Source organism: Chromohalobacter sp. 48-RD10, assembly GCF_029889785.1.
Classification (GTDB): Bacteria; Pseudomonadota; Gammaproteobacteria; order Pseudomonadales; family Halomonadaceae; genus Chromohalobacter.
The window spans coordinates 1-22,473 of sequence record NZ_JARANX010000026.1 but is presented as its reverse complement, the minus strand read 5'-3'; the positions used below and the strand labels follow the sequence as shown (position 1 = coordinate 22,473).

26 protein-coding genes are annotated in these 22,473 nt (G+C 60.5%); 18 read left to right on the top strand and 8 right to left on the bottom strand.

Features of this window, described 5'->3' with window-relative positions; genetic code table 11:
- Both OP496_RS15310 and OP496_RS15305 read left to right on the top strand, forming a co-directional pair.
- Positions 1 to 1,455 (top strand): TonB-dependent receptor (locus OP496_RS15310; RefSeq protein WP_280564625.1); only part of this gene is annotated, 1,455 nt, incomplete at its 5' end.
- Positions 1,456 to 1,535: 80 nt separating this feature from the next.
- Positions 1,536 to 1,703: a hypothetical protein gene (locus OP496_RS15305; RefSeq protein ID WP_280564623.1), complete on the top strand. Its 168-nt coding sequence runs from the start codon at positions 1,536 to 1,538 to the stop codon at positions 1,701 to 1,703.
- 89 nt (positions 1,704 to 1,792) lie between these two features.
- Here the strand turns inward: OP496_RS15305 and serA are convergent, their stop codons facing one another.
- Positions 1,793 to 3,043, bottom strand: coding sequence for a phosphoglycerate dehydrogenase (gene serA / locus OP496_RS15300; RefSeq protein ID WP_280564621.1), 1,251 nt, complete (start codon positions 3,041 to 3,043; stop codon positions 1,793 to 1,795).
- Between the two features lie 314 nt (positions 3,044 to 3,357).
- Between serA and OP496_RS15295 the strand changes: the two genes are divergently transcribed.
- The 5 genes from OP496_RS15295 (at position 3,358) to OP496_RS15275 (ending at position 8,020) form a co-directional block, all read left to right on the top strand.
- On the top strand, positions 3,358 to 3,663 hold the full coding sequence (locus OP496_RS15295; RefSeq protein ID WP_280564619.1) for an exodeoxyribonuclease VII small subunit: 306 nt from the start codon (positions 3,358 to 3,360) through the stop codon (positions 3,661 to 3,663).
- On the top strand, positions 3,650 to 4,543 hold the full coding sequence (gene ispA, locus OP496_RS15290) for a (2E,6E)-farnesyl diphosphate synthase (protein ID WP_280564618.1): 894 nt from the start codon (positions 3,650 to 3,652) through the stop codon (positions 4,541 to 4,543). The genes OP496_RS15295 and ispA overlap by 14 nt, the downstream gene beginning before the upstream one ends.
- A 19-nt stretch (positions 4,544 to 4,562) precedes the next feature.
- Positions 4,563 to 6,518, top strand: a complete 1,956-nt coding sequence (gene dxs, locus OP496_RS15285) for a 1-deoxy-D-xylulose-5-phosphate synthase (RefSeq protein WP_280564617.1) — start codon at positions 4,563 to 4,565, stop codon at positions 6,516 to 6,518.
- A 25-nt stretch (positions 6,519 to 6,543) separates the two neighbouring features.
- Entirely contained in the window at positions 6,544 to 7,320 is a 777-nt protein-coding gene (gene djlA / locus OP496_RS15280) for a co-chaperone DjlA (protein ID WP_280564616.1), read from the top strand.
- Positions 7,321 to 7,417: 97 nt separating this feature from the next.
- Positions 7,418 to 8,020 carry a class I SAM-dependent methyltransferase gene (locus OP496_RS15275; RefSeq protein ID WP_280564615.1) on the top strand — a complete coding sequence of 201 codons (603 nt, stop codon included), beginning with the start codon at positions 7,418 to 7,420 and terminating at the stop codon, positions 8,018 to 8,020.
- 19 nt (positions 8,021 to 8,039) lie between these two features.
- Here OP496_RS15275 and OP496_RS15270 read toward each other — a convergent pair whose 3' ends face one another.
- Positions 8,040 to 8,618: a TetR/AcrR family transcriptional regulator gene (locus OP496_RS15270; protein WP_280564614.1), complete on the bottom strand. Its 579-nt coding sequence runs from the start codon at positions 8,616 to 8,618 to the stop codon at positions 8,040 to 8,042.
- A 162-nt stretch (positions 8,619 to 8,780) separates the two neighbouring features.
- Here OP496_RS15270 and OP496_RS15265 point away from each other — a divergent pair, with 162 nt between their 5' ends.
- Together OP496_RS15265 and OP496_RS15260 are read left to right on the top strand one after the other, a co-directional pair.
- Complete coding sequence (locus OP496_RS15265) at positions 8,781 to 9,155, top strand: SMR family transporter (protein WP_280564613.1); 375 nt, start codon at positions 8,781 to 8,783, stop codon at positions 9,153 to 9,155.
- The gene (locus OP496_RS15260) at positions 9,152 to 9,472 is read left to right on the top strand and encodes an SMR family transporter (RefSeq protein ID WP_280564612.1); all 321 of its coding nucleotides are present in this window, start codon (positions 9,152 to 9,154) and stop codon (positions 9,470 to 9,472) included. The genes OP496_RS15265 and OP496_RS15260 overlap by 4 nt, the downstream gene beginning before the upstream one ends.
- A 58-nt stretch (positions 9,473 to 9,530) precedes the next feature.
- Here OP496_RS15260 and OP496_RS15255 read toward each other — a convergent pair whose 3' ends face one another.
- The 4 genes from OP496_RS15255 to ribA all read right to left on the bottom strand — a co-directional run bounded on the left by OP496_RS15255 (position 9,531) and on the right by ribA (position 13,463).
- Positions 9,531 to 10,313, bottom strand: coding sequence for an outer membrane protein OmpK (locus OP496_RS15255; protein ID WP_280564611.1), 783 nt, complete (start codon positions 10,311 to 10,313; stop codon positions 9,531 to 9,533).
- 158 nt (positions 10,314 to 10,471) lie between these two features.
- Positions 10,472 to 11,734 carry a NupC/NupG family nucleoside CNT transporter gene (locus tag OP496_RS15250; protein ID WP_280564610.1) on the bottom strand — a complete coding sequence of 421 codons (1,263 nt, stop codon included), beginning with the start codon at positions 11,732 to 11,734 and terminating at the stop codon, positions 10,472 to 10,474.
- Between the two features lie 337 nt (positions 11,735 to 12,071).
- Complete coding sequence (locus tag OP496_RS15245) at positions 12,072 to 12,755, bottom strand: hemolysin III family protein (RefSeq protein WP_280564609.1); 684 nt, start codon at positions 12,753 to 12,755, stop codon at positions 12,072 to 12,074.
- Positions 12,756 to 12,833: 78 nt separating this feature from the next.
- On the bottom strand, positions 12,834 to 13,463 hold the full coding sequence (ribA, locus tag OP496_RS15240; protein WP_280564608.1) for a GTP cyclohydrolase II: 630 nt from the start codon (positions 13,461 to 13,463) through the stop codon (positions 12,834 to 12,836).
- 222 nt (positions 13,464 to 13,685) lie between these two features.
- Between ribA and hemE the strand changes: the two genes are divergently transcribed.
- The 8 genes from hemE to OP496_RS15200 all read left to right on the top strand — a co-directional run bounded on the left by hemE (position 13,686) and on the right by OP496_RS15200 (position 20,883).
- Positions 13,686 to 14,747: a uroporphyrinogen decarboxylase gene (gene hemE / locus OP496_RS15235; protein ID WP_280564607.1), complete on the top strand. Its 1,062-nt coding sequence runs from the start codon at positions 13,686 to 13,688 to the stop codon at positions 14,745 to 14,747.
- Positions 14,719 to 15,192 carry a DUF393 domain-containing protein gene (locus OP496_RS15230; protein WP_280564606.1) on the top strand — a complete coding sequence of 158 codons (474 nt, stop codon included), beginning with the start codon at positions 14,719 to 14,721 and terminating at the stop codon, positions 15,190 to 15,192. The genes hemE and OP496_RS15230 overlap by 29 nt, the downstream gene beginning before the upstream one ends.
- 43 nt (positions 15,193 to 15,235) lie before the next feature.
- The gene (locus tag OP496_RS15225; protein ID WP_280564605.1) at positions 15,236 to 15,604 is read left to right on the top strand and encodes a VanZ family protein; all 369 of its coding nucleotides are present in this window, start codon (positions 15,236 to 15,238) and stop codon (positions 15,602 to 15,604) included.
- Between the two features lie 78 nt (positions 15,605 to 15,682).
- On the top strand, positions 15,683 to 16,546 hold the full coding sequence (gene speE, locus OP496_RS15220; protein WP_280564604.1) for a polyamine aminopropyltransferase: 864 nt from the start codon (positions 15,683 to 15,685) through the stop codon (positions 16,544 to 16,546).
- 124 nt (positions 16,547 to 16,670) lie between these two features.
- Positions 16,671 to 17,699: an amino acid ABC transporter substrate-binding protein gene (locus tag OP496_RS15215; RefSeq protein WP_280564603.1), complete on the top strand. Its 1,029-nt coding sequence runs from the start codon at positions 16,671 to 16,673 to the stop codon at positions 17,697 to 17,699.
- An 81-nt stretch (positions 17,700 to 17,780) separates the two neighbouring features.
- Positions 17,781 to 18,959, top strand: a complete 1,179-nt coding sequence (locus OP496_RS15210) for an amino acid ABC transporter permease (RefSeq protein WP_280564602.1) — start codon at positions 17,781 to 17,783, stop codon at positions 18,957 to 18,959.
- A gap of 1 nt (position 18,960) precedes the next feature.
- Positions 18,961 to 20,070, top strand: coding sequence for an amino acid ABC transporter permease (locus OP496_RS15205; protein ID WP_280564601.1), 1,110 nt, complete (start codon positions 18,961 to 18,963; stop codon positions 20,068 to 20,070).
- A gap of 45 nt (positions 20,071 to 20,115) precedes the next feature.
- Positions 20,116 to 20,883 carry an amino acid ABC transporter ATP-binding protein gene (locus OP496_RS15200; protein ID WP_280564600.1) on the top strand — a complete coding sequence of 256 codons (768 nt, stop codon included), beginning with the start codon at positions 20,116 to 20,118 and terminating at the stop codon, positions 20,881 to 20,883.
- A 22-nt stretch (positions 20,884 to 20,905) separates the two neighbouring features.
- On the opposite strand, the gene OP496_RS15195 is transcribed toward OP496_RS15200, so the two are convergent.
- Complete coding sequence (locus tag OP496_RS15195) at positions 20,906 to 21,370, bottom strand: hypothetical protein (RefSeq protein ID WP_280564599.1); 465 nt, start codon at positions 21,368 to 21,370, stop codon at positions 20,906 to 20,908.
- 265 nt (positions 21,371 to 21,635) lie between these two features.
- Here OP496_RS15195 and OP496_RS15190 point away from each other — a divergent pair, with 265 nt between their 5' ends.
- A complete protein-coding gene (locus OP496_RS15190) occupies positions 21,636 to 22,070 on the top strand; it encodes a host attachment protein (RefSeq protein ID WP_280564598.1) in 435 nt (144 codons plus the stop codon).
- A 186-nt stretch (positions 22,071 to 22,256) separates the two neighbouring features.
- Here OP496_RS15190 and OP496_RS15185 read toward each other — a convergent pair.
- Positions 22,257 to 22,473, bottom strand: a 217-nt coding sequence (locus tag OP496_RS15185; RefSeq protein WP_280564597.1) for a LysR substrate-binding domain-containing protein, incomplete at its 5' end; no start/stop codon positions are given.

Here is a 22,473-nt window from a genome sequence, read left to right as displayed (position 1 = left end):
CTTAATTTCGACGGTTATCGCGATCAGAGCCAGGTTGAGAAGTATCACCTCAACGCCAAGGTGCGTCGCGAGCTGGGCAACGACCGCGCGCTGACGGCCATCGTCAACTTGTTGGACAACCCACGCTCCGAGGACCCGGGTGGGCTGACACGCGAACAGGTCGACGCCGACCGCAGTCAGGCCGGCGACTTCACCGAGGAATATGACACAGGCCAGAACGTCGACCAACAAGTGCTGGGACTGCAGTACGAGGATCTATCCGCCGGGCCGGGCGAGTTGTACATCAAAGGCTTCTATATTCAGCGTGATTTCGAACAGCAATTGCCCTATCCCGGCGACAGTCTCCTTGGCTACAAGCGTGACTATTACGGTGGCAGTGCTGAGTATCATCAGGACCTGATCCTCGGCGAGCTGCCGCTGCGCTATGTGGTCGGAGTCGATGTGGCGCGTCAAGAGGACGATCGCTGGCGGCGTAACGTCGAGTTCGATGGCACAGTCAGCGGTGAAGTCGCCGACGAGACTCAAAATGCCACCTCTGTAGGTATTTTCGCCCAGGGTGATCTGGATCTCACCGACAAGCTGACGCTGTCGCTAGGGGCGCGCTACGACCATGTTAAAATGGACATTGATGATGACTTCATTACACCGGACAACGGCGATGACAGTGGGCAGAAAAACTACCGTGAATGGAGCGGCTCGGCCGGCTTGAGCTACCGGTATCTGCCGACACATCAGGTTTATGCCAACATCAGCACATCTTTTGAAACACCTACATTCTCTGAATTTGCCAATCCTTCCGAAGCGGGTGGCTTTAATCCGAGCGTCGAGCCCCAAAAGGCTTTGAGTCGTGAAATCGGATTGCGGGGCAATTTCGACAGTGGCGTGGACTATGATTTAGCACTGTTCTCGATTCGGACGCGAAATGAGCTTGTCCCCTATAAGATTGAAGGGGATCCGAATGATCGCACCTACTATCGCAATGCGGGCGATACCTCGCGTGATGGTGTCGAGCTGGCGCTGGGCTGGCAGATGACGCCAAGCTGGCACCTCGATAGTGCCCTAACGCTGGCCAAGTACGAGTTCGATGAGTATGGCGTTCAGGGAGACCATTACGGCGGGAACCGTATTCCCGGCCTGCCGGAGCAAACCTGGGTGAACCAGCTCTCTTGGCAGGGTCTCGACGAGCGCTTCGCGACGCTCGAGACGCAATATATCGGCGATATGGTAGCGGACGACGCCAACGAGGTGGAGGTCGATGACTATTGGTTGGTCAACCTGCGCGTCGGCGATGGCTGGCACCTGGGCGGCGATACCTTGCTCAAAGGGTACGTCGGCATGCGCAACCTCTTCGACCGCGAGCACTTTGCCAATGTGCGAATCAATGCCAACAACGACCGTTATTTCGAGCCGGCCTCGGGGCGGACCGTCTATGCTGGTATGGAAGTCGCATTCTAAACGCGTCGCGACATTCGCTCACTGGTGCGTCGCTTCGGCCAGTGGATAAGTGGATCGATAATCAGAAAGCGAGGGAACCTATGCGTTATTTATTTGCGGTGATGGGAACCGCGCTGCTGCTGGCGGGGCTCACTGGCTGCACGGTCAATACCCATAGCGACGGCCATCGTGAGGTCAAGAAGGGCGTGCCTCAGAGCGGACCGACCAGCAACCCGGCGGATGTGTCGCGTTCCGACGAGACGCCGTGATAGGGAAATCGCTGAATCTAGCAGGCCACAAACGCCACGGCCCCTCATTGAGGGGCCGTTTTGCGTTGGGCTACCAGTGCGCCGTGTCGTTACGCTTCGAAGTTGCTCTCGGAGTAGAGCACGCGCAGGCGCAGCGTGTGGTTGACGCGCTTGAGCGCTTCCAGTGCCTTGGGGCCGTAGGCCTTGTCGACATCGATGACCACGTAGCCGACGCCGCTATTGGTCTGCAGGTACTGCGCCGAGATATTGATGCCCTCATCGCCGAGTACCTTGTTGATCTCGGACATCACGCCCGGCACGTTCTCGTGAATGTGCAACAGGCGGTGCTTGTCCGGATGGGCAGGCAGCGCGACTTCGGGGAAGTTGACCGAAGTGATGGTGGTGCCGTTGTCGGAGTAAGTGATCAGCTTCTCGGAAACCTCGATGCCGATGTTTTCCTGGGCTTCCAGGGTCGAGCCGCCGATATGCGGGGTTAGGATGACGTTGTCCTTGCCGCGTAACGGAGAGACGAATTCATCGTGGGTGCCCTTGGGTTCGACGGGGAAGACGTCGATGGCTGCGCCGAGCAGCTTGCCGCTCTCGAGCACGTCGGACAGCGCCTCGATATCCACCACGGTGCCGCGCGAGGCGTTGATGAAGATGGCGCTCTGCTTCATCAGCGCCAACTGGTCACGGCCGATCATCCAGCGCGTGGACGGCACATCGGGCACGTGCAGGCTGACGACGTCGGCGCGTGCCAGCAGTTCCTCTAGTGAGCCCACCTGACGCGCATTGCCCATGGCCAGCTTGGTGATGACGTCGTAATACAGGACGTCGAAGCCGAGTGATTCGGCGAGCACCGAGAGCTGGGCGCCGATGCTGCCATAACCGATGATCCCCAGCGTCTTGCCGCGCGCTTCATGGGCATTCTTGGCCGACTTCAACCAGCCGCCCTGATGCGCGCGGGTGGATTTCTCGGGGATGCCGCGCAGCAGCATGATGGCTTCGGCGAGGACCAGCTCAGCTACCGAGCGGGTATTGGAATACGGTGCGTTGAAGACTGGAATGCCACGTTCGAGCGCTGCGTTGAGATTGACCTGGTTGGTGCCGATGCAGAAGCAGCCCACGGCGGTCAGCCTCTCGGCGGCGGCGAACACACGCTCGGTGAGTTGCGTGCGCGAGCGCAGACCGATGAAGTGGACGTCGCGGATCTTCTCGACCAGCTCGTCCTCGGACAAGGAAGTGGAGAGCGTTTCGATGTTGGTGTAACCGGCATTCAGGAGGTTGTCCACGGCGGACTGATGAATGCCCTCGAGCAGCAGAATCTTGATCTTGCTCTTGTCCAGAGACGTCTTGGCCATTGTCGGTTCAACCCTTTCGTCGACTGATGCGACGTTTATCTATCGGTATGGTGGTGGCCTGTCCAAGCGAGCGATCCGAGGCCCCGAGGCAAGAAAAAGGGGAGGCGACCGCCCAACGACAGGGGCCATATCGTAGCACAGGCGGCCTGTTTGAGGATGAATTCGCTGCACCTTGTGAATGAATGCGTTTGCACCGGTGGTGCTTGCGGCTACGCCGGGGCAGACGCATCCCCGGGGCTTGGGTGTATACTATGAACCCAACTCTTGGTAAGCCGGACCGTGGCATCGGTCCGCACGGATGAGCGAGAAGCGCCATGGTGGAAAAGGATGCATCGGTTGGTGATGTCGCCCAGCCCGACGAAACGGATGTTCAGGACGCCGACCCGGAGGATTTCGCGGCCACGTTGGCGCGTCTGGAATCGCTGGTTGCTCAACTGGAGTCGGGTGAGCTTTCTCTGGAAGCGTCGTTGGTGGCGTTCGAACGCGGTGTGCATCTGACTCGCGACGCCCAGCAACGCCTGGAAAACGCCGAGTTGCGCGTCAAGGCATTGCTGGAGCAACCCGACGGCAGCTTCCACGAGACACCCTTCGATGCCGGGGAGGTCGATGGTGAGCGTTGAACCCCTGGCCGAGCGCGACATCATCACCACGGCGCAGGCGCGGATCGAGCAGGTGCTGGCGCAGGTCTTCGAGCGCGCGACGCCGGTCGCTGGCGATCTCGATGCCGCCATGCGCTATGGCGTACTGGGTGGCGGCAAGCGCCTGCGCCCGGTGCTGGTGTATGCCACCGGACGCGCACTGGGCGCCGAGGACACGGCGCTGGATGCGCCTGCGGCTGCCATCGAACTGATCCATGCATACTCGTTGATCCACGATGATTTGCCCGCCATGGACAACGACGATATGCGTCGCGGACGTCCCACCGTGCATCGTGTCTATAACGAGGCAATGGCCATCCTGACCGGCGATGCGTTGCAAACGCTGGCCTTCGAAGTGCTTGGCGAGGATCGTTCCCCACGTTTGGGAGCGATGGTACGTGTGCTGGCTAACGCCGCCGGGCGCGAAGGCATGGCCGCCGGACAAGCGCTGGATCTTTCCGCCGTGGGAGGACGCCTGGACGTCGATGCCCTGGCCACCATGCACGGCTATAAGACCGGCGCTCTGATCCGTGCCGCCGTGCGGCTTGGCGCCCTGGCGGCCGTCGACGAAGATGACTCTCGCGTGGCGGCCCTGGATGCCTACGCTGCCGCTATCGGGTTGGCGTTCCAGATTCAGGATGACATCCTCGATGTCGCTGGCGACGCCGCGACTCTGGGCAAGGCGACTGGTGCCGATGCGGCACGTGCCAAACCTACTTATCCGGCTTTGCTCGGCCTGGAAGGTGCCCGTGCCAAGGCACACGGCCTGCTCGATGAGGCGCTGGACGCTCTGGTGCCCCTGGGCGAGCAAGCCTTTCCTCTGGCCGACCTGGCCCGCCATATGATCGACCGCGATCACTGATCGGTTGTAGAAGACGCTTATGAAGCTGTTCGACGAGATTCCTGCCGAACGTCCGGCAACGCCGTTGCTCGATACCCTCGAGTCTCCGGCGGCGTTACACGATTTCAAGGCGGCGCAGTTGCGAGAACTGGCCGACGAACTGCGTGCCTACCTGCTCTATAGTGTCGGCTGTACCGGTGGCCACTTCGGTGCGGGGCTGGGCGTGGTCGAGTTGACCGTCGCCTTGCACCATATTCTCGACACACCGCATGATCGTCTGGTCTGGGACGTCGGCCACCAGGCCTATCCGCACAAGATTCTCACCGGGCGTCGCGAGCAGATGTCGACCATCCGCCAGTTCGGCGGGTTGGCGGCGTTTCCCAAGCGCGATGAGTCACCCTACGACACCTTCGGTGTCGGCCACTCGAGCACCTCGATTTCGGCGGCGCTGGGCATGGCGTTGGCGGCGCGAACCAAAGGTGAGAAGCGCCGTGTCTGTGCGGTCATCGGCGATGGCGCCTTGAGCGCTGGCATGTCGTTCGAAGCGCTGGCGCATGCTGGGCATGTCGATGCCAATATGCTGGTGATTCTCAACGACAATGAAATGTCGATTTCCGAGAACGTCGGCGGCATGGCCAGTTATCTGGCACGCATCCTGGTCAGCAAGCCGTATACGGTGATGCGCGAGAACAGCAAGCGCGTGCTTTCGCACCTGCCGGGCGCGCTGGAGCTGGCGCGCCGCACCGAGGAGCACGTCAAGGGCATGGTCAGTCCGGCGACCTTGTTCGAAGAGATGGGCTTCAACTACATCGGCCCCATCGACGGCCACGATTTGCCGAGCCTGGTGCAGACACTCGGCAGCATGGCAAATCTCGAGGGACCGCAGTTCCTGCATATCAAGACCTGCAAGGGAGGCGGCTTTCGTCCCGCCGAGGCCGATCCCATCGGCTACCATGCCATCACCAAGCTCGAGAAAACCGCCAGCGAGCCGCCGCCCAAGAAAGAGCCGCGTTCGCCCAATGAGGCCACGCCCGAGCCTGAAGCCGAGCCCAAGCCCAAACCACGCAAGTATTGCAATGTCTTCGGCGAGTGGATCTGCGACATGGCGGCGGAAGATGCGCGCTTGATCGGCATCACGCCGGCGATGCGCGAGGGCTCCGACCTGATTCGCTTCTCCCGCGAGTATCCCGGGCGTTACTACGACGTGGCGATCGCCGAGCAGCATGCGGTGACGATGGCGGCGGGCATAGCGTGCGAGGGCATGAAGCCCGTGGTGGCGATCTATTCGACCTTCCTGCAGCGCGGCTATGATCAGTTGATCCATGACGTGTCGGTGCAGGCGCTCGATGTCACCTTCGCTATCGACCGCGCGGGTGTAGTCGGCGAAGACGGCCCCACGCACCATGGCGCGCTGGATCTCGCGTACCTGCGCTGCATCCCGGGTATGGTGGTACTGGCGCCTGCCGATGAAGCCGAGTGCCGCGCCATGCTGAGTGCCGCCTATCATCACGAAGGACCGGCGGCGGTGCGATATCCGCGCGGCACCGGGCCGGGGACGACGCTCGCGCCCGGCCTCGAGGCGTTGCCGATCGGCGAGGCCGAGACGCGGCGTACCGGCGCGCAGGACGGCGTGGCGCTGCTGGCGTTCGGCAGCATGAACGGTTCCGCCGCCGAGGTTGCCGAGAATCTCGACGCCACGCACCTCAATATGCGCAGCGTGAAACCGCTGGACCGTGATGCGATACTCGCGGCGGCGAACCAGCACCGGCTACTGGTGACGCTCGAGGAGAATGTCGTCGCCGGTGGCGCGGGGAGCGGCGTCAATGAACTCTTGGCCGCCGAGGGTGTCCAGGTCGAGATATTGAATCTTGGCCTGCCGGATGCCTTCGTCGAGCACGGCAAGCCCGCCGAATTGCTGACGGCGTGCGGTCTCGACGCCGAGGGCATCGAGACTGCAGTACGCCAGCGCTGGGGTGCGCCACACCACAATGACTAACATTTAGCGACAAGACGGAAACTTCATGCTGATCGCCATTTTGATTGGGGCCGGGCTCGGCTTCATGTTCGGTAAATTACCGGGACTGATTATCGGTGCCTTCCTGGGGTATTGGGTGGCGCGCCGACTGGTACGTCGCGTGGTTGTCTCAAAGCTATCGCAAATGCAGGGGCAGTTCCTCGACTCGACGTTTGCGGTCATGGGATGCGTCTGCAAGGCGGACGGCCATGTCAGCGGCGACGAGCTGCGTGTCGTCGAGGCGCTTTTTGAGCGTTTACGCTTGAATGAGGAGCAGCGCGAGCGCGCGAAGGCGGCCTTCGAACGTGGCAAGGCCGATGATTTCGACCTCGACGCCGAATTGGCCACGGTGCGGCGAGTGACCGGCGGACAGCGGGCCCTGTTGCAGGTGTTCCTGCAAGTCCAGCTCTCGGCCATCGCCGCCGATGGCGAATTGCATCCCGCCGAGCATGAGATGCTGCTGCGCGTGGCACGCGGACTGGGATGCAGCGAAGCCGAGATCGAACAGATCGAGGCCATGCTGCGTGGCGGTCAGCAGCAGGCGAGTGGCGGCGCGACATCGCAGCAGGCGCTGACCGATGCCTATCGAGTGCTGGGCGTCGAAGCCGATGCCAGCGATGCCGAGCTCAAGCGGGCCTATCGCCGCCTGATGAGCCAGAATCACCCGGACAAGCTCGCCGGCAAGGGCCTGCCTGAAAGCATGCGCGAAATGGCCGAAACGCGTACCCAGGAAATCTCCAACGCCTACGATCTGATCAAGAAGTCCCGCGAAGCGAACGCCTGACCAGCGCATCAGTCTGGCGGTGCGTTGGCAGACGTATCGATCGTTGGCAACGCTGAAAGGCGCTAGCGCCCGCGTGGCGCGATACCAGGAGATGCGGATGCCAGCGAGACTGAAGACCTATCGCGCCGTGGCGAACCTGCTGGGCGCACTGGATGCGCTGGGTTGGCGAGTGGGATATCGCTATGGCGACCGTCAGTTGCTCGAGGGTGTCATTCTGCCCTCCCTGGCGGCGGATGTCGGCGCTGGCCATGTGTTGCTGGTGGGATGCGCTTGGTACACGCGAGACTACCCCGAATTCTTCACCCGGGCACGTGTCTCGACGCTGGATGTCGATCCCGCCAAATCGCCCTTCGGGAGCCGGCGCCACGTGGTCGCCGATATGACCGCCATGGAACGGCACTTTGCCCCCGCCAGCCTGGATGCCGTGGTCTGTAACGGTGTGCTGGGTTGGGGGCTGGATTCACCTGGTGATATCGACACCGCTTTTGCCTCGACAGTGGCCTGCCTGCGGCCGGGTGGACAGCTTCTGCTGGGTTGGAACGATATCCCGCCCTATAACGCCGTACCGCCCGATGCCGTGACGGCGCTCGAGGCGCTGCATCCTGATACGATCCCGGGCCTCGATCAGCACAGCCTGATCGCGCTGGAACGCAATCAACACTGCTACCAGGCCTTTCGGAAACCGGAGGCGAGATCCTGACGCCCCGAGAGGAGCCCGCTCAGGCTTCCAGCCCCGCCCAAAAGACGGCCCAGGCCCCCTCCAGGCGCTGTTCGAACGTATCGGCGTCGTAGTAGAAATTCTCGGCGAACAGACCATCCATCAGGCAGTAGAAAGCGGCGATGAATTGCGCCTCAGGCAGCGCACGCAGTTCACCAGCTTGGCGGCCATCCTCGAAGAGCGCGTGCAGGTGGGCGTTGATGCGCCGCTCGTTGTCATCCGAAATGGTGGCGACCTGGGTGGCCACATCCGTAGGCGGAAAGAGCAGATAGCGCTTGTAGAAAATACCCTGATGCTCGCGCCGGATGAACGTGGCGCATGCGCGGATGAGACGCTGGAGGCGTTCACGCGTGGGCAAGTCGTGGGAACGTGTCAGGCTATCGTCGATGAGCGTGACGATGCCGCTTTCGACATCCTCGAAGATCGCCAGGAAAAGCGCCGCCTTGTTGGGAAAATGGTTGTAGATCGACGGCTTCTTGATGCCCGTTTCAGCGGCGATGTGCGCCAGACTGGTGCCTTCGTAGCCGTGTTGAGCGAACAGGGCGAGGCCGGTTTGTTTGAGTTTGTCACGGGTATGCACGAAAAATCCCTGAGCCTGCGTGAAGCCTTCATGATCGCGGCTCGGGCACGCGATTGCCAAGTCATGGCGTAAACTTTATACTAACGACCGTTAGTTAGTTTTGTGACGCCACTCGGCGTTGCTTCCGGAAGACGCGAGGCGTCGGCGATCGAGGAGGACATGATGATGATGCGTTGGTTGATCCTGACGTTGGCGGCGTTGGCCGAAGTCGGCTGGGCGACGGGATTGAAACTCGCCAGTAGCCCTCTCGAGTGGCTGGCGACCGTGATCGTGGCCGCCATGAGCTTGCTGCTGGCGGTGCGTGCCGTGCGCTTCTTGCCGGCCAGCACGGTGTACACGGTCTTCGTGGGGTTAGGTGCAGCGGGCACGGTGGTGGCCGATGCTTGGCTGTTCGGCACGCATTTCTCGTGGTCATCGCTGGCGTGTATAGGACTGATCCTGATCGGCGTCATCGGTCTGCAGCAGTTTGCCGGCGAACCCGCGGCCGGTCGGGCGTCCCGGGACGCTGATCGTCGTCGCGAAGGAGTATCTTCATGACGTGGCATTGGTTGGCATTACTCGGAGCGGGTGTTTTTGAGGTGGTCGGCGTAGTGGGATTTGCTCGCGTTAGCCACGGGCGAGCACTGGCCGGCGGTGTGCTCATGACGCTAGGGTTCGGCACGGCACTCGGGTTTCTGGCACTGGCCATGCGCGGCATCGACTTGGGTATTGCCTATGCCGTGTTTACTGGTATGGGCACCGTATGCGGCACCCTGCTGGGCATGCTGTGCTGGGGCGAGTCGCGCCATCCGTTGCGGATTGCGTTCACTGCTTTGATCGTGATCGGCGTACTGGGGCTCAAGCTTTTGAACTGACATGCCGACACGTAGGGGAGTCAAGGCGTGACCGCCGGCTGGCGGTCACGCAAGCGGGTCAGAACTTGTAGTTGATGCTGAAGTAATGGCCCGGGCCGGAAGTATCCTGGCGGACGCCGGAAGCATCGGTGTCGTCGCGGTAGAAGGCCATGTTGTTGTAGATCTTCAAGCCATACCCGATGGCGAAGCGATCGGTGTGATAGTAAAGGCCGTTGAACCACTCCAGGCTGTTGCTGCTGCGTCCCGCTTGTTCAGCGACGGTATCCGCGCCGAATTTATAATCGATATACCCTTGGTAGGATAAATAGCTGCCATTGGAGAAGGTGTAGAACGGCTTGAACCAGTCGGTAGAGGCCATGAAACCGTCCCATGAGCTCTCATCCGGGCCACCGTAGTTCTCGCGCACGTAGCGTGCGGTGAGATTGAGGCCGATCTCGCCGAACCAGGGCACTTCAACGTCCGAGCCGAGGCCCACGTAATGCTCCCACAGGCCGCCACCGGGGCCGTTGTCGCCGATCGTCGTGACGGTGGCGATGTACCATTCCTTGACCGGCCCCACGGAAAGATCGCGACCGCTCATGGCGTCCAGCGAGAAGCGTGGCGCGAGTTTGATGAACATGTTGTCGCCGCCGTTCTGATCGTCGCTGCTGTCGTCGAGGGCATCGAACATGTCGACATACCCGTAGAGATCGACGATCCCCGAGCGCCCGCCGAATTCCATCTCGACGTAGGTATCCTGAGAGTTACGAAACGGTAGGCGGTTGTCCTCGCTATGCATCAGATTGAAGGTCAACCAGAGGTTGTCGTCTTCGTGAATGCCCTCTGAATAATCTGCCGCCATGGCCGGAGTAGCCCCTACCATCGTGGCAAAGCACGAAGCCCCAACCCACTTGCTTATTGTGATCTTGTTCATGGTCATTCTTCCCATCTTTGCGTTTTTACGTTGTAGTCGAGATACACCCAGGCCCGGAGCGACCTCTTGGTGGAGTGCCAGCAGCGTTATGCCAAGCTAATGAAAAGCCCTGCAATGGTGGCGGACATCAGGTTGGAAAGTGTCCCGGCGAGTACGGCCTTGAGGCCGTAGCGAGCGATTTCCTGGCGCCGGTTGGGCGCCATGAGGCCGAGCCCGCCGAGCAGAATAGCGATCGAGGAGAGGTTGGCGAAGCCACATAGCGCGAAGGACAAGACGGCGGCGGTGTGCTTGGACATGGCCTCGCCAGTCGCGGCTACGACGGTATCGCCGGAGATGTACGGCGCCAGATTGATGAAGGCGACGAACTCGTTGACGACGATCTTCTGGCCGATGAACGAGCCGGCCAGCGTGGCCTCGCTCCAGGGAATGCCCAGCAGAAAGGCCAGCGGTGCGAAGAGCCAGCCGAGAATCATCTCCAGACTCAGCGAGTCCATGCCGAACCAGCCGCCTACGCCACCGAGGATGCCGTTGATCAGCGCAATCAAGCCGATGAATGCCAGCAGCATGGCGCCGACGTTGGCCGCCAGCATCATACCCGAGGTGGCACCGGTGGCCGCGGCATCGAGCACGTTGGCAGGCTTGTCGTCTTCCTCGATCTTTTCTTCGGCGCGCGAGATGCTGTCATTGGGGGTTTCGGTTTCCGGTACCAGCAGCTTGGCGAAAAGCAGTCCCCCTGGGGCGGCCATGAAAGAGGCTGCGATCAGGTACTCCATGGGGATACCGAGTTCTGCGTAACCCGCGAGCACCGACCCTGCCACCGACGCCAGGCCTCCACACATGACGGCGAATAGCTCCGAGCGCGTCATTGAATTGATGAAGGGACGTATCACCAGCGGCGCTTCGGTCTGTCCCACGAAAATATTGGCGGTGGCCGACATGGACTCGGTCCGTGATGTTCCCAGCACACGCTGCAAGGCGCCGCCGAGCAGACGTATGACCCATTGCATGACCTTCAAGTGATAGAGTACGGCGATCAGCGACGAGAAGAAGATTATGACCGGCAAGACCTTGAAGGCAAAGACAAAGCCCACGCTCGAGGGGTCGGCTAGGTTGCCAAACAGGAAGTTGATGCCATCGTCGGCATATACGATGACTTGGCTGACGCCCTCCGAGATCGTTGCCAGAACGGCTTGTCCGAAGGGAATGTAAAGTACAAAGGCACCGATGGCGGCTTGAATGGCGAACGCGCCGCCGACCGTGCGCAGCCGAATCGACTTGCGATTGGAGGAAAACAGCACAGCGATAAGGATCAGCGTCGCCATCCCTACCAGGCTCATGATAGTGGTCATATCAGCATCCTGATGACGTTCGATTGTGGGTTGTTATACAGGGAACGGCATACGCCAGCATATGGCTTGCCATTTTGTTATTAGAGTCACAGTATTGTGCTATTAAAGTAACACACGCCAGGTGATGTCAACTCTTTACCATGAAGATGTGAGCAAAAACGCAGAGATCATTCATTATGTACTCGCCTCAACAAGTAAATGTTCGCGAATGATCAATAAATGACATGGCGGCGATGGTGGAGGGCCGGTAGGCGTAGTGGCGCTTGGGAAGAAAAAGGGGCGAGACGGTTTTCAAACCAGTGGAACATGCGCATTTCCTGGCAGGGCGCCGCCGTGCTTACGCCTGAAACGGCAGCACGGCGGTGTAGACGGCGAAGTAGTGACACACACTGCCACCCAAGACGAACAGGTGCCAGATGGCGTGATGGAAGGGAATCGCGCGAATCGCGTAGAACACCACGCCTAACGTGTAGGTAATACCGCCGGCGACCAGGAGCGCGAGGCCGGGTGTATTGAGGCGGGCGTCGAGTTCGCCGGCAGCCAGCACGATCATCCAGCCCATCAACAGGTAGACCCCCACACGCAGCATGCCAAAGCGATGCGGCCAGACGATCTTGAGCACGATACCGCCTAGCGCGAGGCTCCAGATAGCTGTAAACAGTCCCCAGCCCAAGGGGCCACGCAGGTTGACCAGCAAGAACGGCGTATAGGTGCCGGCGATCAGCAGGTAGATCGCGCAGTGATCGAAGACCTGGAATAGGCCCTTGAGGCGCGCGCCGCGCAGCCCATGGTAGAACGTCGAGGCCGTATACAGCAGCAATAGACAGATGCCGTAGAGGCTGACGCTGACGATTTTCCATGGGTCGACATTGACCGCCAGGCTGGCTGCAACGATGAGTACTACCATGCCAGCGAGGCTGAGCACGGCGCCGATCCCATGACTGATGCTATGCAGCACTTCTTCGAGACCGGAAAAAGGCGCGTCTTGGTCGGGCGAAACGGGTGGGGACTCATGTGACATGATGAACTCCTGAACGTGATACCGACGAGCTGACATCGAGACAACATGCGCATCAGTATAGTTCGTCAAAGGGCAGCGTCAGCGTTCCTTATCACCTTTGCGGATGGGGGAAAAGCCGTCCAGTGCCATCATGTGCCCGAGCTTGCCGACCTTGGTGGCCAGGTACTGCTCGTTGTGGGGGTTGCGCCCCGCGGTGATCGCCAGACGCTCTGCGACACGCACGCCATCGCGCGTCAGGGCATCGACCTTGCGTGGATTATTAGTCATCAACTTGAGCGCTTGTACGCCCAGGTGGTCGAGCATGGGCACACAGAGGTCATAGCGGCGCATGTCGGCGCCGAAGCCGAGGTGCTCGTTGGCCTCCACGGTGTCGAAGCCTTGATCCTGGAGATGATAGGCGCGGATCTTGTTGAGCAGACCGATGCCACGACCTTCCTGGCGTAAGTAGAGCAGCACGCCGCGCCCTTCGTCGGCGATGCGCTTGAGCGCCTCCTGCAATTGGTAGCCGCAATCGCAGCGCATCGAGAACAGGGCGTCTCCCGTCAGGCACTCCGAGTGCACGCGCCCTAACACGGGCTCGGGTGTCGAGACATCGCCCAGAGTCAAGGCAATATGTTCCTTGCCTGTCGCCTCGTCCTCGAAGCCATGCATGGTGAAGGTGGCCCAAGGAGTAGGCAGTTGAGAGGCGGCGATGAAGCGAATCGTCACGATGAACCTCGGTGATGCACATTACGGTGCGGAAAGGGAAAGCGTCCGGGGCGAGTATTCTAGCAGGCCGTGACGCGGGGCTCATCCCGTGAGTGCCGTGCGCGGTCACTACGGGAAAATACGTTGCCAGCAGGCTACTAAATGGGGATGCGTCACCGTGAATCAAGTCGCCGAGCGCGGTATTCGTTACAATAGTGGGCAAAATCGATGTATGGAGCCGTCATGCCTTTGCAAAACGACCGCCTGCTGCGTGCCCTGGCGCGCCAACCGGTAGACCGTACGCCGGTGTGGATGATGCGCCAGGCGGGCCGTTATCTCCCCGAGTATCGCGAAACGCGTGGCCAAGCCGGAAGCTTCATGGACCTGTGCCGCAACGCCGAGTTGGCGTGCGAGGTGACCATGCAGCCACTGGAGCGCTACTCGCTTGATGCGGCGATCCTGTTTTCCGATATTCTCACGATCCCGGATGCCATGGACCTGGGGCTGTACTTCGAGACGGGAGAAGGCCCCAAATTTCGCAAGACGGTGCGCAGTGCCGAGGATGTCGCCGCGCTACGCGTGCCCGATGCCGAGCGCGACCTTGACTATGTGATGAACGCGGTACGCACCATTCGCCACGAACTGGCGGGTAGCGTACCGCTGATCGGCTTTACAGGCAGTCCCTGGACACTGGCCACCTATATGATCGAAGGCGGCTCGAGCAAAGATTTCCGGCACGCCAAGGCGTTGATGTATGGCGACCCGGCGGCGATGCATGCGTTGCTCGACAAGCTGGCGCGTTCGGTGACCGACTATCTCAACGCCCAGATCCGTGCCGGTGCTCAGATCGTGCAGATCTTCGACACCTGGGGTGGGGTGCTATCGACGCCGGCGTATCGTGAGTTCTCTCTGGCTTACATGTCGCGCATCGTCGAGGGGCTGATCCGCGAGCACGAGGGGCGGCACGTGCCGGTGGTCCTGTTCACCAAGCAGGGCGGTCAGTGGCTGGAAACCATCGCTGATAGCGGCGCCGATGCCGTGGGCCTGGACTGGACCACCGAACTGAGCGATGCGCGGGCCCGCGTGGGTGACCGCGTGGCGTTGCAGGGCAATCTCGACCCCAACGTGCTGTTCGCCCCGCCTCAGGCGATTCGCGATGAAGTGGCGCGCATTCTGGCCAGCTATGGCAGTGGGCCGGGCCATGTCTTCAACCTGGGCCACGGCGTCAGCCAATTTACTGATCCCGATCATGTTGCCGCTTTTATAGACGCGCTGCATGAGTTCAGCCCGCGTTACCATGGCTGAAGGCGTGCTGCTGCTCGTGCTCGATGCCGAGTGCCCGATGTGTCGGCGCGCGGCGCATTTCGTGCTGCGCCACGCACGGGTGCCGGTGTACCTGGCGAGCCTGCACGAAGCGCCGGCACGGCGTCTGGGCGAACACTTCGGAGCTGACCCGAGTCAGCTCGATAGCGTCTGGCTGGTGCGCGAGGGAGAGTTGCATCGCGACAGCGACGCGTTGTGGCGTCTGGCCCAAGGACTTCAGTGGCCCTGGCGCGGCCTGGCGGCGTTGCGTTGGTTGCCGCGTGGATGGCGCGATGGCGTCTATCATGTCGTCGGACGCTGGCGCCATCATCTGGCACCGGTGACCGATTGGTCGCAACAAGCGCGTGCGAGCTGGGTATTGCACCTGGACGAAACGACCTGTCGGCGGCTGGGCTTGCCGCTCACCTTGATGGGATGCCGTCCATGACTACCGGCCATAACATAGCCATCCGCCACAAGGAGTGTAAGCCATGCCTGTTTCCCTTCGCTCTCTTCGCTGGTCGTGCCTGGTGCTGGCCGGCGTCAGCGTTGCCGTGATCGCCTGGGGCAGTCTGACGCCCGGCGCGGAGATGCCCCAGGACCTGCCCTGGGACAAGTTCAACCACTTCATCGCCTATGCAGGGCTGGCAGCGCTACTGCGCCTGGGAGGCCTACGCGCGGTGACGGCGCTGGGCCTGGCTGTCGGTTATGGTCTCCTCGTTGAAGGCTTGCAACTGGGCGTGCCGGGACGCAGCGGTGCCGATTGGGCCGATGTGCTGGCCAATACGCTGGGAGCACTCGCTGCGGTAGGGGCCTGTCATTGGCTGCTGCCCAGGCGCTTTCTTGTCGCGCGCGGATAGGCTATGTTGCGCAACTTTCCATGAATGCGATTTTGGCCTCTCGAAGGGGCTTTGACGATAGCGATTACGAGGGTTCCCATGACCGAGCGTCTCGACCAGGGCTGGTTCACTGAAGTGTTCGACAGCCACGGCAGTGCCTTCTCACTCATGATCACGGACAAGTTGCACGAGGTACAAAGCCCCTATCAGCATCTGGAAGTCTACGCCACCGAGACCTACGGTAATTTGATGGTACTCGACGGCTGCGTGATGCTCAGCACGCGCGACAACTTCCTCTATCACGAGATGATCGCGCATCCAGCGCTGTTCGCGCACACTGCGCCCAAACGCGTGGTGATCATCGGCGGCGGTGACTGTGGCACGTTGTGCGAGGTGCTCAAGCATCCGGGCGTTGAGGACGTCGTGCAGATCGACATCGACGAAGAGGTTACCCGGGCCTCGCAGCGTTACTTTCCCGAACTGACGGCGTCCAACGACGACCCGCGTGCCACGCTCAAGTTCGAGGATGGCGTCAAATGGGTGGAAAACGCGCCGGCAGGCAGCGTCGACGTCATGATTATCGACTCCACCGACCCCGTGGGCCCGGCGGAAGGACTTTTCGAGGCCGACTTCCTGGCGCGTTGTCACCGCCTGTTGGCCGACGGTGGTGTGCTGGTGCAGCAGAGTGAATCACCGCTTTATCACACGGGCTCGATCATTCGCGAGTTGCGTGCCGACATGCAGCGCGCCGGCTTCGATAGTGTTGCCACGCTGCCGTTTCCGCAGCCGGTCTATCCCTCGGGCTGGTGGAGTGTCACGCTGGCCGGCAAGAGTAACGACGTGACGCGCTTTCGCGAGACCGCTGCCGCTGCGGTGGAATTCCCGCTCGAGTACTACAGCGTCGAGACCCATCGTGGTGCATTGGCACTGCCGCCGTTCATGCGTCGTGCATTATCGGTGTGATGTGCAACATGTGAAAAACGCTAAAGGCATGTGACTTAGGTATATTGGCTAGATTGGCAGGCTCCTTGCTAATGTTGAAAGTGGCTCTCGAACAAGCCATCACAATAACGCAAGGAGCTTCTGCATGCTGTACAACAACAAGTTCATGGTTGCCCTCCCCGCCGCACTACTGCTGGGAGGACTGGCAACGGCCTCCCAAGCGGCGACGCTCGATGATGTAAAGGAACGTGGCTCCCTCAACTGCGGGGTGAACGTCGGGCTGGCGGGATTCTCGGCACCAGATGCCGATGGCAAGTGGCAAGGGCTCGATGTGGAAACCTGTCGCGGCATCGCCGCCGCTATCTTTGGCGATCCCGAGAAAGTCGAATTTACACCCTTGACCGCGAAGGAGCGTTTTACCGCGCTGCAGTCGGGGGAAATCGACGTGCTGTCGCGCAACACGACCTGGACGGCAACGCGTGACAACTCCCTCGGCCTGAACTTCACCACGACGACGTTTTACGACGGTCAAGGCTTCATGGTGAACAAGGACCTGGGCATCGAAAGCCTGGAAGACCTTGATGGTGCTTCCATCTGTATCCAGTCCGGCACCACCCACGAATTGAACCTGGCCGATTACTTCCCCTCGCGCGATATCGATATCAATACCGTGACGTTCGACACGCCGGATCAGACCGCCCAAGGGTTTGCTCACGGGCGTTGCGACGTGCTGACCTCCGATACCTCTCAGTTGAGTGCACTGCGTTTGCAGCTTCCCGAGCCGGATAGTGTCGAGATTCTCGAGACACTGATTTCCAAGGAGCCGCTGGGACCGGTGGTCCGCCAGGGCGACGATCAGTGGCTGGATATCGTGCAGTGGTCCATCTTCGCGATGGTCAACGCCGAAGAGATGGGCGTGAACAGCGACAACGTCGATGAAATGCGCGATAACCCGCCCAATCCCGGGGTGGCACGCCTGCTGGGTCAGGACGGCAACTATGGTGAGCAACTCGGCCTTTCCAACGACTGGGCGTACAACATCATCAAGGAAGTCGGCAACTACGGAGAAGTCTTCTCTAGAACGGTAGGTGAGGATTCACCTCTGAAAATCCAGCGGGGTATGAACGCCCTGTGGAACGAGGGTGGTATCCTCTACGCGCCGCCGGTCCGCTGATACGGTTTGTCAAGTACTCGATGATAGCACCCCGCATGACCTGCGGGGTGTCTTCTTGTGTCAGCGTATTAGAGGATCGACATGTCGCGTTCTCCTTCCGGCGATCGGGTTGCGTTGTGGCGTAATCCGACGTTTCGTGCCTATGTACTACAAGGTGTGTTATTAGCGGCGTTAGCGGCGTTAATTGGTTTTATCGTCGTCAATACGATGGCTAACCTCGAAGCAAGAGGAATCTCCACAGGGTTTGGTTTTCTCGATGAGCGCGCGGGCTTCTCCATTCCGCAGACGTTGATCGAGTATTCCGGCGACAGTACCTATGGGCGTACCTTTTTCGTTGGTTTGCTCAATACCTTGCTGGTCTCGGCCTTAGGTATCGTGATGGCGACGATCATTGGCTTCGCGGTGGGGATTGCCAGGCTGTCGTCGAACTGGTTGTTAGCGCGCCTAGCGACTGCCTATGTGGAAATCTTTCGTAACATCCCTCTGCTGGTCCAGATCCTGTTCTGGTATTTCGCGGTGCTGCAGGCACTGCCCAGTCCTCGCCAAAGTCTCAGTCTGCTGGAAATCGTCTTTATCAACGTGCGCGGATTGGTCATTCCCGACCCGCAGCCCCTCAGCGGTTTCGCGGCGACGCCTTGGGCCTTGCTTGTGGGCATCGTGGCGGCGATTGCGCTGGGCATCTGCGCGAAGCGCCGCCAGGTTCGTACCGGCAAGGCCTTGCCGATCTATTGGCTGGGCGCGGGCTTGATCATTGGCATGCCGCTATTGGTGTTCCTGCTCACGGGGGCGCCGCTCGAATGGTCCATTCCCGAGCTGACAGGCTTCAACTTCAGCGGTGGGGTGAGAGTCCTGCCCGAGCTGGTCGCTTTATGGTTGGCATTGTCGATTTATACCGCGTCCTTTATCGCCGAGATCGTGCGCTCGGGCATCCAGTCGGTCCCTGGGGGGCAGGTCGAGGCGGCCAATGCGCTGAGCCTGCCGGGCGGTATTACCTTGCGCAAGGTGGTGATTCCCCAGGCGATGCGCGTCATCGTGCCGCAACTGACGAGCCAGTATCTGAATCTCATCAAGAACTCTTCGTTGGCCACGGCGATTGGTTATCCCGACTTGGTGGCTGTCTTCTCGGGCACGACTCTCAATCAGACCGGGCAGGCCATCGAGATCGTGGCCATGACGATGGCCGTGTATCTGGTGATCAGCCTGGTGGTATCGGCACTGATGAATGTTTATAACGCGCGTACGTTGCTCAAGGAGCGTTGAGATGGCCGGTGAATCCATGCGTGATGTGATGATTGAAGCGCGGCGTCCACCGAATGCGCATCGGGGCGTCGTGAAGTGGCTACAGCGCAACCTGTTTAACGGTCCCCTCAATAGCGTGGTATCGGTGATCACCATTAGCGTATTGCTATGGGCATTGTGGCCTTTAGTGCAATGGGCCTTGATACAGGCCGACTGGCTTGGCGACTCGCGTCAGGCGTGCAGTGGCGAAGGCGCCTGCTGGGTATTCATCAGCGCACGGTTCGAGTCGATCATCTATGGCTTCTACCCTGAGGCCGCGCGCTGGCGGGTGGATATCGTCTTTGCGTTGATGGCAGGACTGCTTGCCTGGTTAGCGATTCCCAGGATTCCGGGCAAACGCTGGGCCGCGATCATCGCAGTGATCGGCTTTCCGGTAGCGGCGTATGTCTTGCTTCTGGGTGGCCACTTCGGGCTAATGCACGTCTCGACCCGTAACTGGGGCGGGCTGATGCTGACCCTGACCGTGGCCACGATCGGTATCGTCGGCTCGTTACCGATCGGTATCGTGCTGGCCTTGGGGCGGCGTTCGAACATGCCGCTGGTCAGGGCCGTGAGCGTCGTCTTCATCGAGTTTTGGCGTGGCGTCCCCTTGATCACCGTGCTGTTCATGGCCTCGGTGATGTTACCGCTGTTTGTACCGACCGAAGTCGAGTTCGATAAGCTCCTGCGTGCGCTGGTGGGGATCATGCTGTTCTGGAGTGCCTACATGGCGGAAGTCATACGAGGCGGGCTACAGGCCATTCCCAGTGGGCAGGATGAAGCGGGTAAGGCGCTGGGGCTCGGGTACTGGCATCGCATGGGGCTGATCGTGTTGCCTCAGGCCTTGAAGCTGGTCATCCCGGGGATCGTCAATACCTTCATTGCGCTGTTCAAGGATACCTCGTTGGTCTTGATCATCGGGCTGTTCGATCTGCTGGCGATCATCCGAGCGGGCCTGACCGATAGTGATTGGCTGGGCTTTGCCACTGAAGGGTACGTGTTTGCTGCCCTAGTATTCTGGGTATTTTGTTTCAGTATGTCGCGTTATAGCCAGTACATCGAGAAGCGCCTACAGACTGGCCACACGGACTGAATCATAACGACTAAACCAATAACGATAACGCCAAGGAACTGCATCATGAGCCAAGCGACTGCTACCTCTCACGGCGAAACGCCGATGATCGAGATGAAGGGTCTCAACAAGTGGTACGGCGATTTTCACGTGCTGCGCGATATCGACCTGACGGTAAAGCGCGGCGAGCGTATCGTCGTATGCGGCCCCTCGGGGTCCGGCAAGTCGACGTTGATTCGCTGCATCAACCATCTCGAAAGCCATCAGCAAGGCGAGATCGTGGTCAATGGCATGTCCATGACCCAAGACGTCAAGCGTATCGAACAGATTCGCCGTAACGTCGGCATGGTGTTTCAGCACTTCAACCTGTTTCCGCATCTCAGCGTGCTGGAGAACTGCTGCCTGTCGCAGACCTGGGTGCAGAAAAAGCCGCGAGCCGAAGCCGAAAAGACCGCGATGGAGTATCTGGAGCGCGTTCAGATCGCCGATCAGGCGTACAAGTACCCGGGGCAATTATCGGGCGGGCAACAGCAGCGCGTGGCGATTGCGCGGGCGCTGTGCATGCGCCCTGAGGTGATGCTGTTCGACGAGCCGACCTCTGCGCTTGACCCGGAAATGATCAAGGAAGTGCTCGATGTCATGATCGAACTGGCCCGCGAAGGCATGACCATGCTCTGCGTCACGCACGAGATGGGTTTTGCCAAGACGGTGGCTGATCGCGTCATCTTCATGGACCAGGGTCAGATCATCGAAGAGGCGCCGCCGGAGACGTTCTTCAATAATCCGCGCTCGGAACGCACCAAGCTGTTTCTCAGCCAGATTCTCGGCCACTAAGCGGGAGCGAGATGGCTAAGAGCTAAAGGCTGGGTTCCTGACGTTGGGAGGGTGTGGTCGGCTGCCGTTTCGTGGTGGTTGACTGGCGGGGCTGCGTTACGCGCGCCTGGCCTACCACGCCTTCGTCCGGGTCGAGCGGTTTCGCCGTGCCGATCCAGGCCTGTTCTGGGTCGTGCATGGCCGGGCGCCGGTCGATGGCGCGCGTCATCACGTCGCCGGGGGCAAGACCATTTCGGCGTGCCTGCATGTGATGCGGTGCCATCCATAACTCGGCGAACAGGCGTACCAACGCCATGGCGAGCAGCAGCGCGCCTCCGCCGAGTGCCAGCATCGGCCAGCTAGCCTGCCAAGACAACCCGTTTGCTGACGGTGAATGGCGCCATAGCCACACGCTGCCGACCAACAGCAGGCCGATTTGCAGCATACAATGAGAAAAGATCAACGTCCGTCGCGGTAGTGGGCGGCGCATCAAGATAAAGTCGCGCATGTCGCTCTCCCTGGCAGATCGCGCTCGTAGCCGGTGACTCCTGTCCAGCGACGCGATGTTAGCAGGTTTGCGCCAAGCATGAACCTGTCGTTGCCATGCCACGCGGATGTCGCGGTGTGCCGACGCCTGCCGCGAGGTTGACAGAGATGCGCTGTGTTTCGATGCTTGACGGGCCGCCATTCGTGCGAAGAGGCGGCCGGATATCAACGGCGCAGGAGGCGCCGTTGCCCGGGATGCCGGTAACCCCCCGATCAAGGAGTCAGACATGGACAAACGCTATATCGTGACCGCCAATGCCTCGCGTGCGCGTGTCTTCGCGCATCAAGCCGGCGTGGTCCGTGAAGTCGATACGTTGATTCATCCCGAGGGCCGTTTGCATACTGGCGATCTGCGTACGGGTGGAAAAGGAGGGGCCGACGATGTGGCATCGCATTCGCCACATCAGTCCGGCAACGACGATGCCACGATGGAAAAGCATGCCGCGTTCTTCGCCAAGGAAGTCGCCGACTATCTCCGCCAGGCGCGCACTCAAGGGAAAGCCGATGAGTTCATCATTGCCGCCGCGCCGCATTTCTTGGGTCTGGTTCGTCAGAAACTCGACAAGCCGACTCAGGCCTGCGTCATCCATACCTTGGACAAGGATCTATCGAGTGCTGACGAGCAGGAGTTGGCCGAGAAGTTTCGTCCGCCTCTCAATTGATGTGAAGACTCGCACCAATATGAAGAATCATCGCGCTTAACGTTTTTCCATGAGTGCCGTTAATCAAGGGAGGCGTTCTTCAACGATAGGCACTCATTAACGTTCACATCGCTTCGCATCCGGATCATGTCGGGCTATGTTGCCATGCCCACGGCCCATCGGCGTATGCCGATGGGCTTTTTTGATTTAAGGCACGGCCGGTAGGTCGATGTCGTCGCTGCGTTGGACGCCGGCGGTCATCTCGCGGCATAGGCGCAGGAATTCGTGCATGGCGGTGGTCAGATATTTGTGTCGATGCCAGATGAAGGCGAACTGGCGCGTCAGGTCGAGTGCCGGCGTGGCGATGGGGACCAGACTGCCGCGCCGAAAGGCGTCGCGCAGGGCCAAGTGCGAGACACAGCCG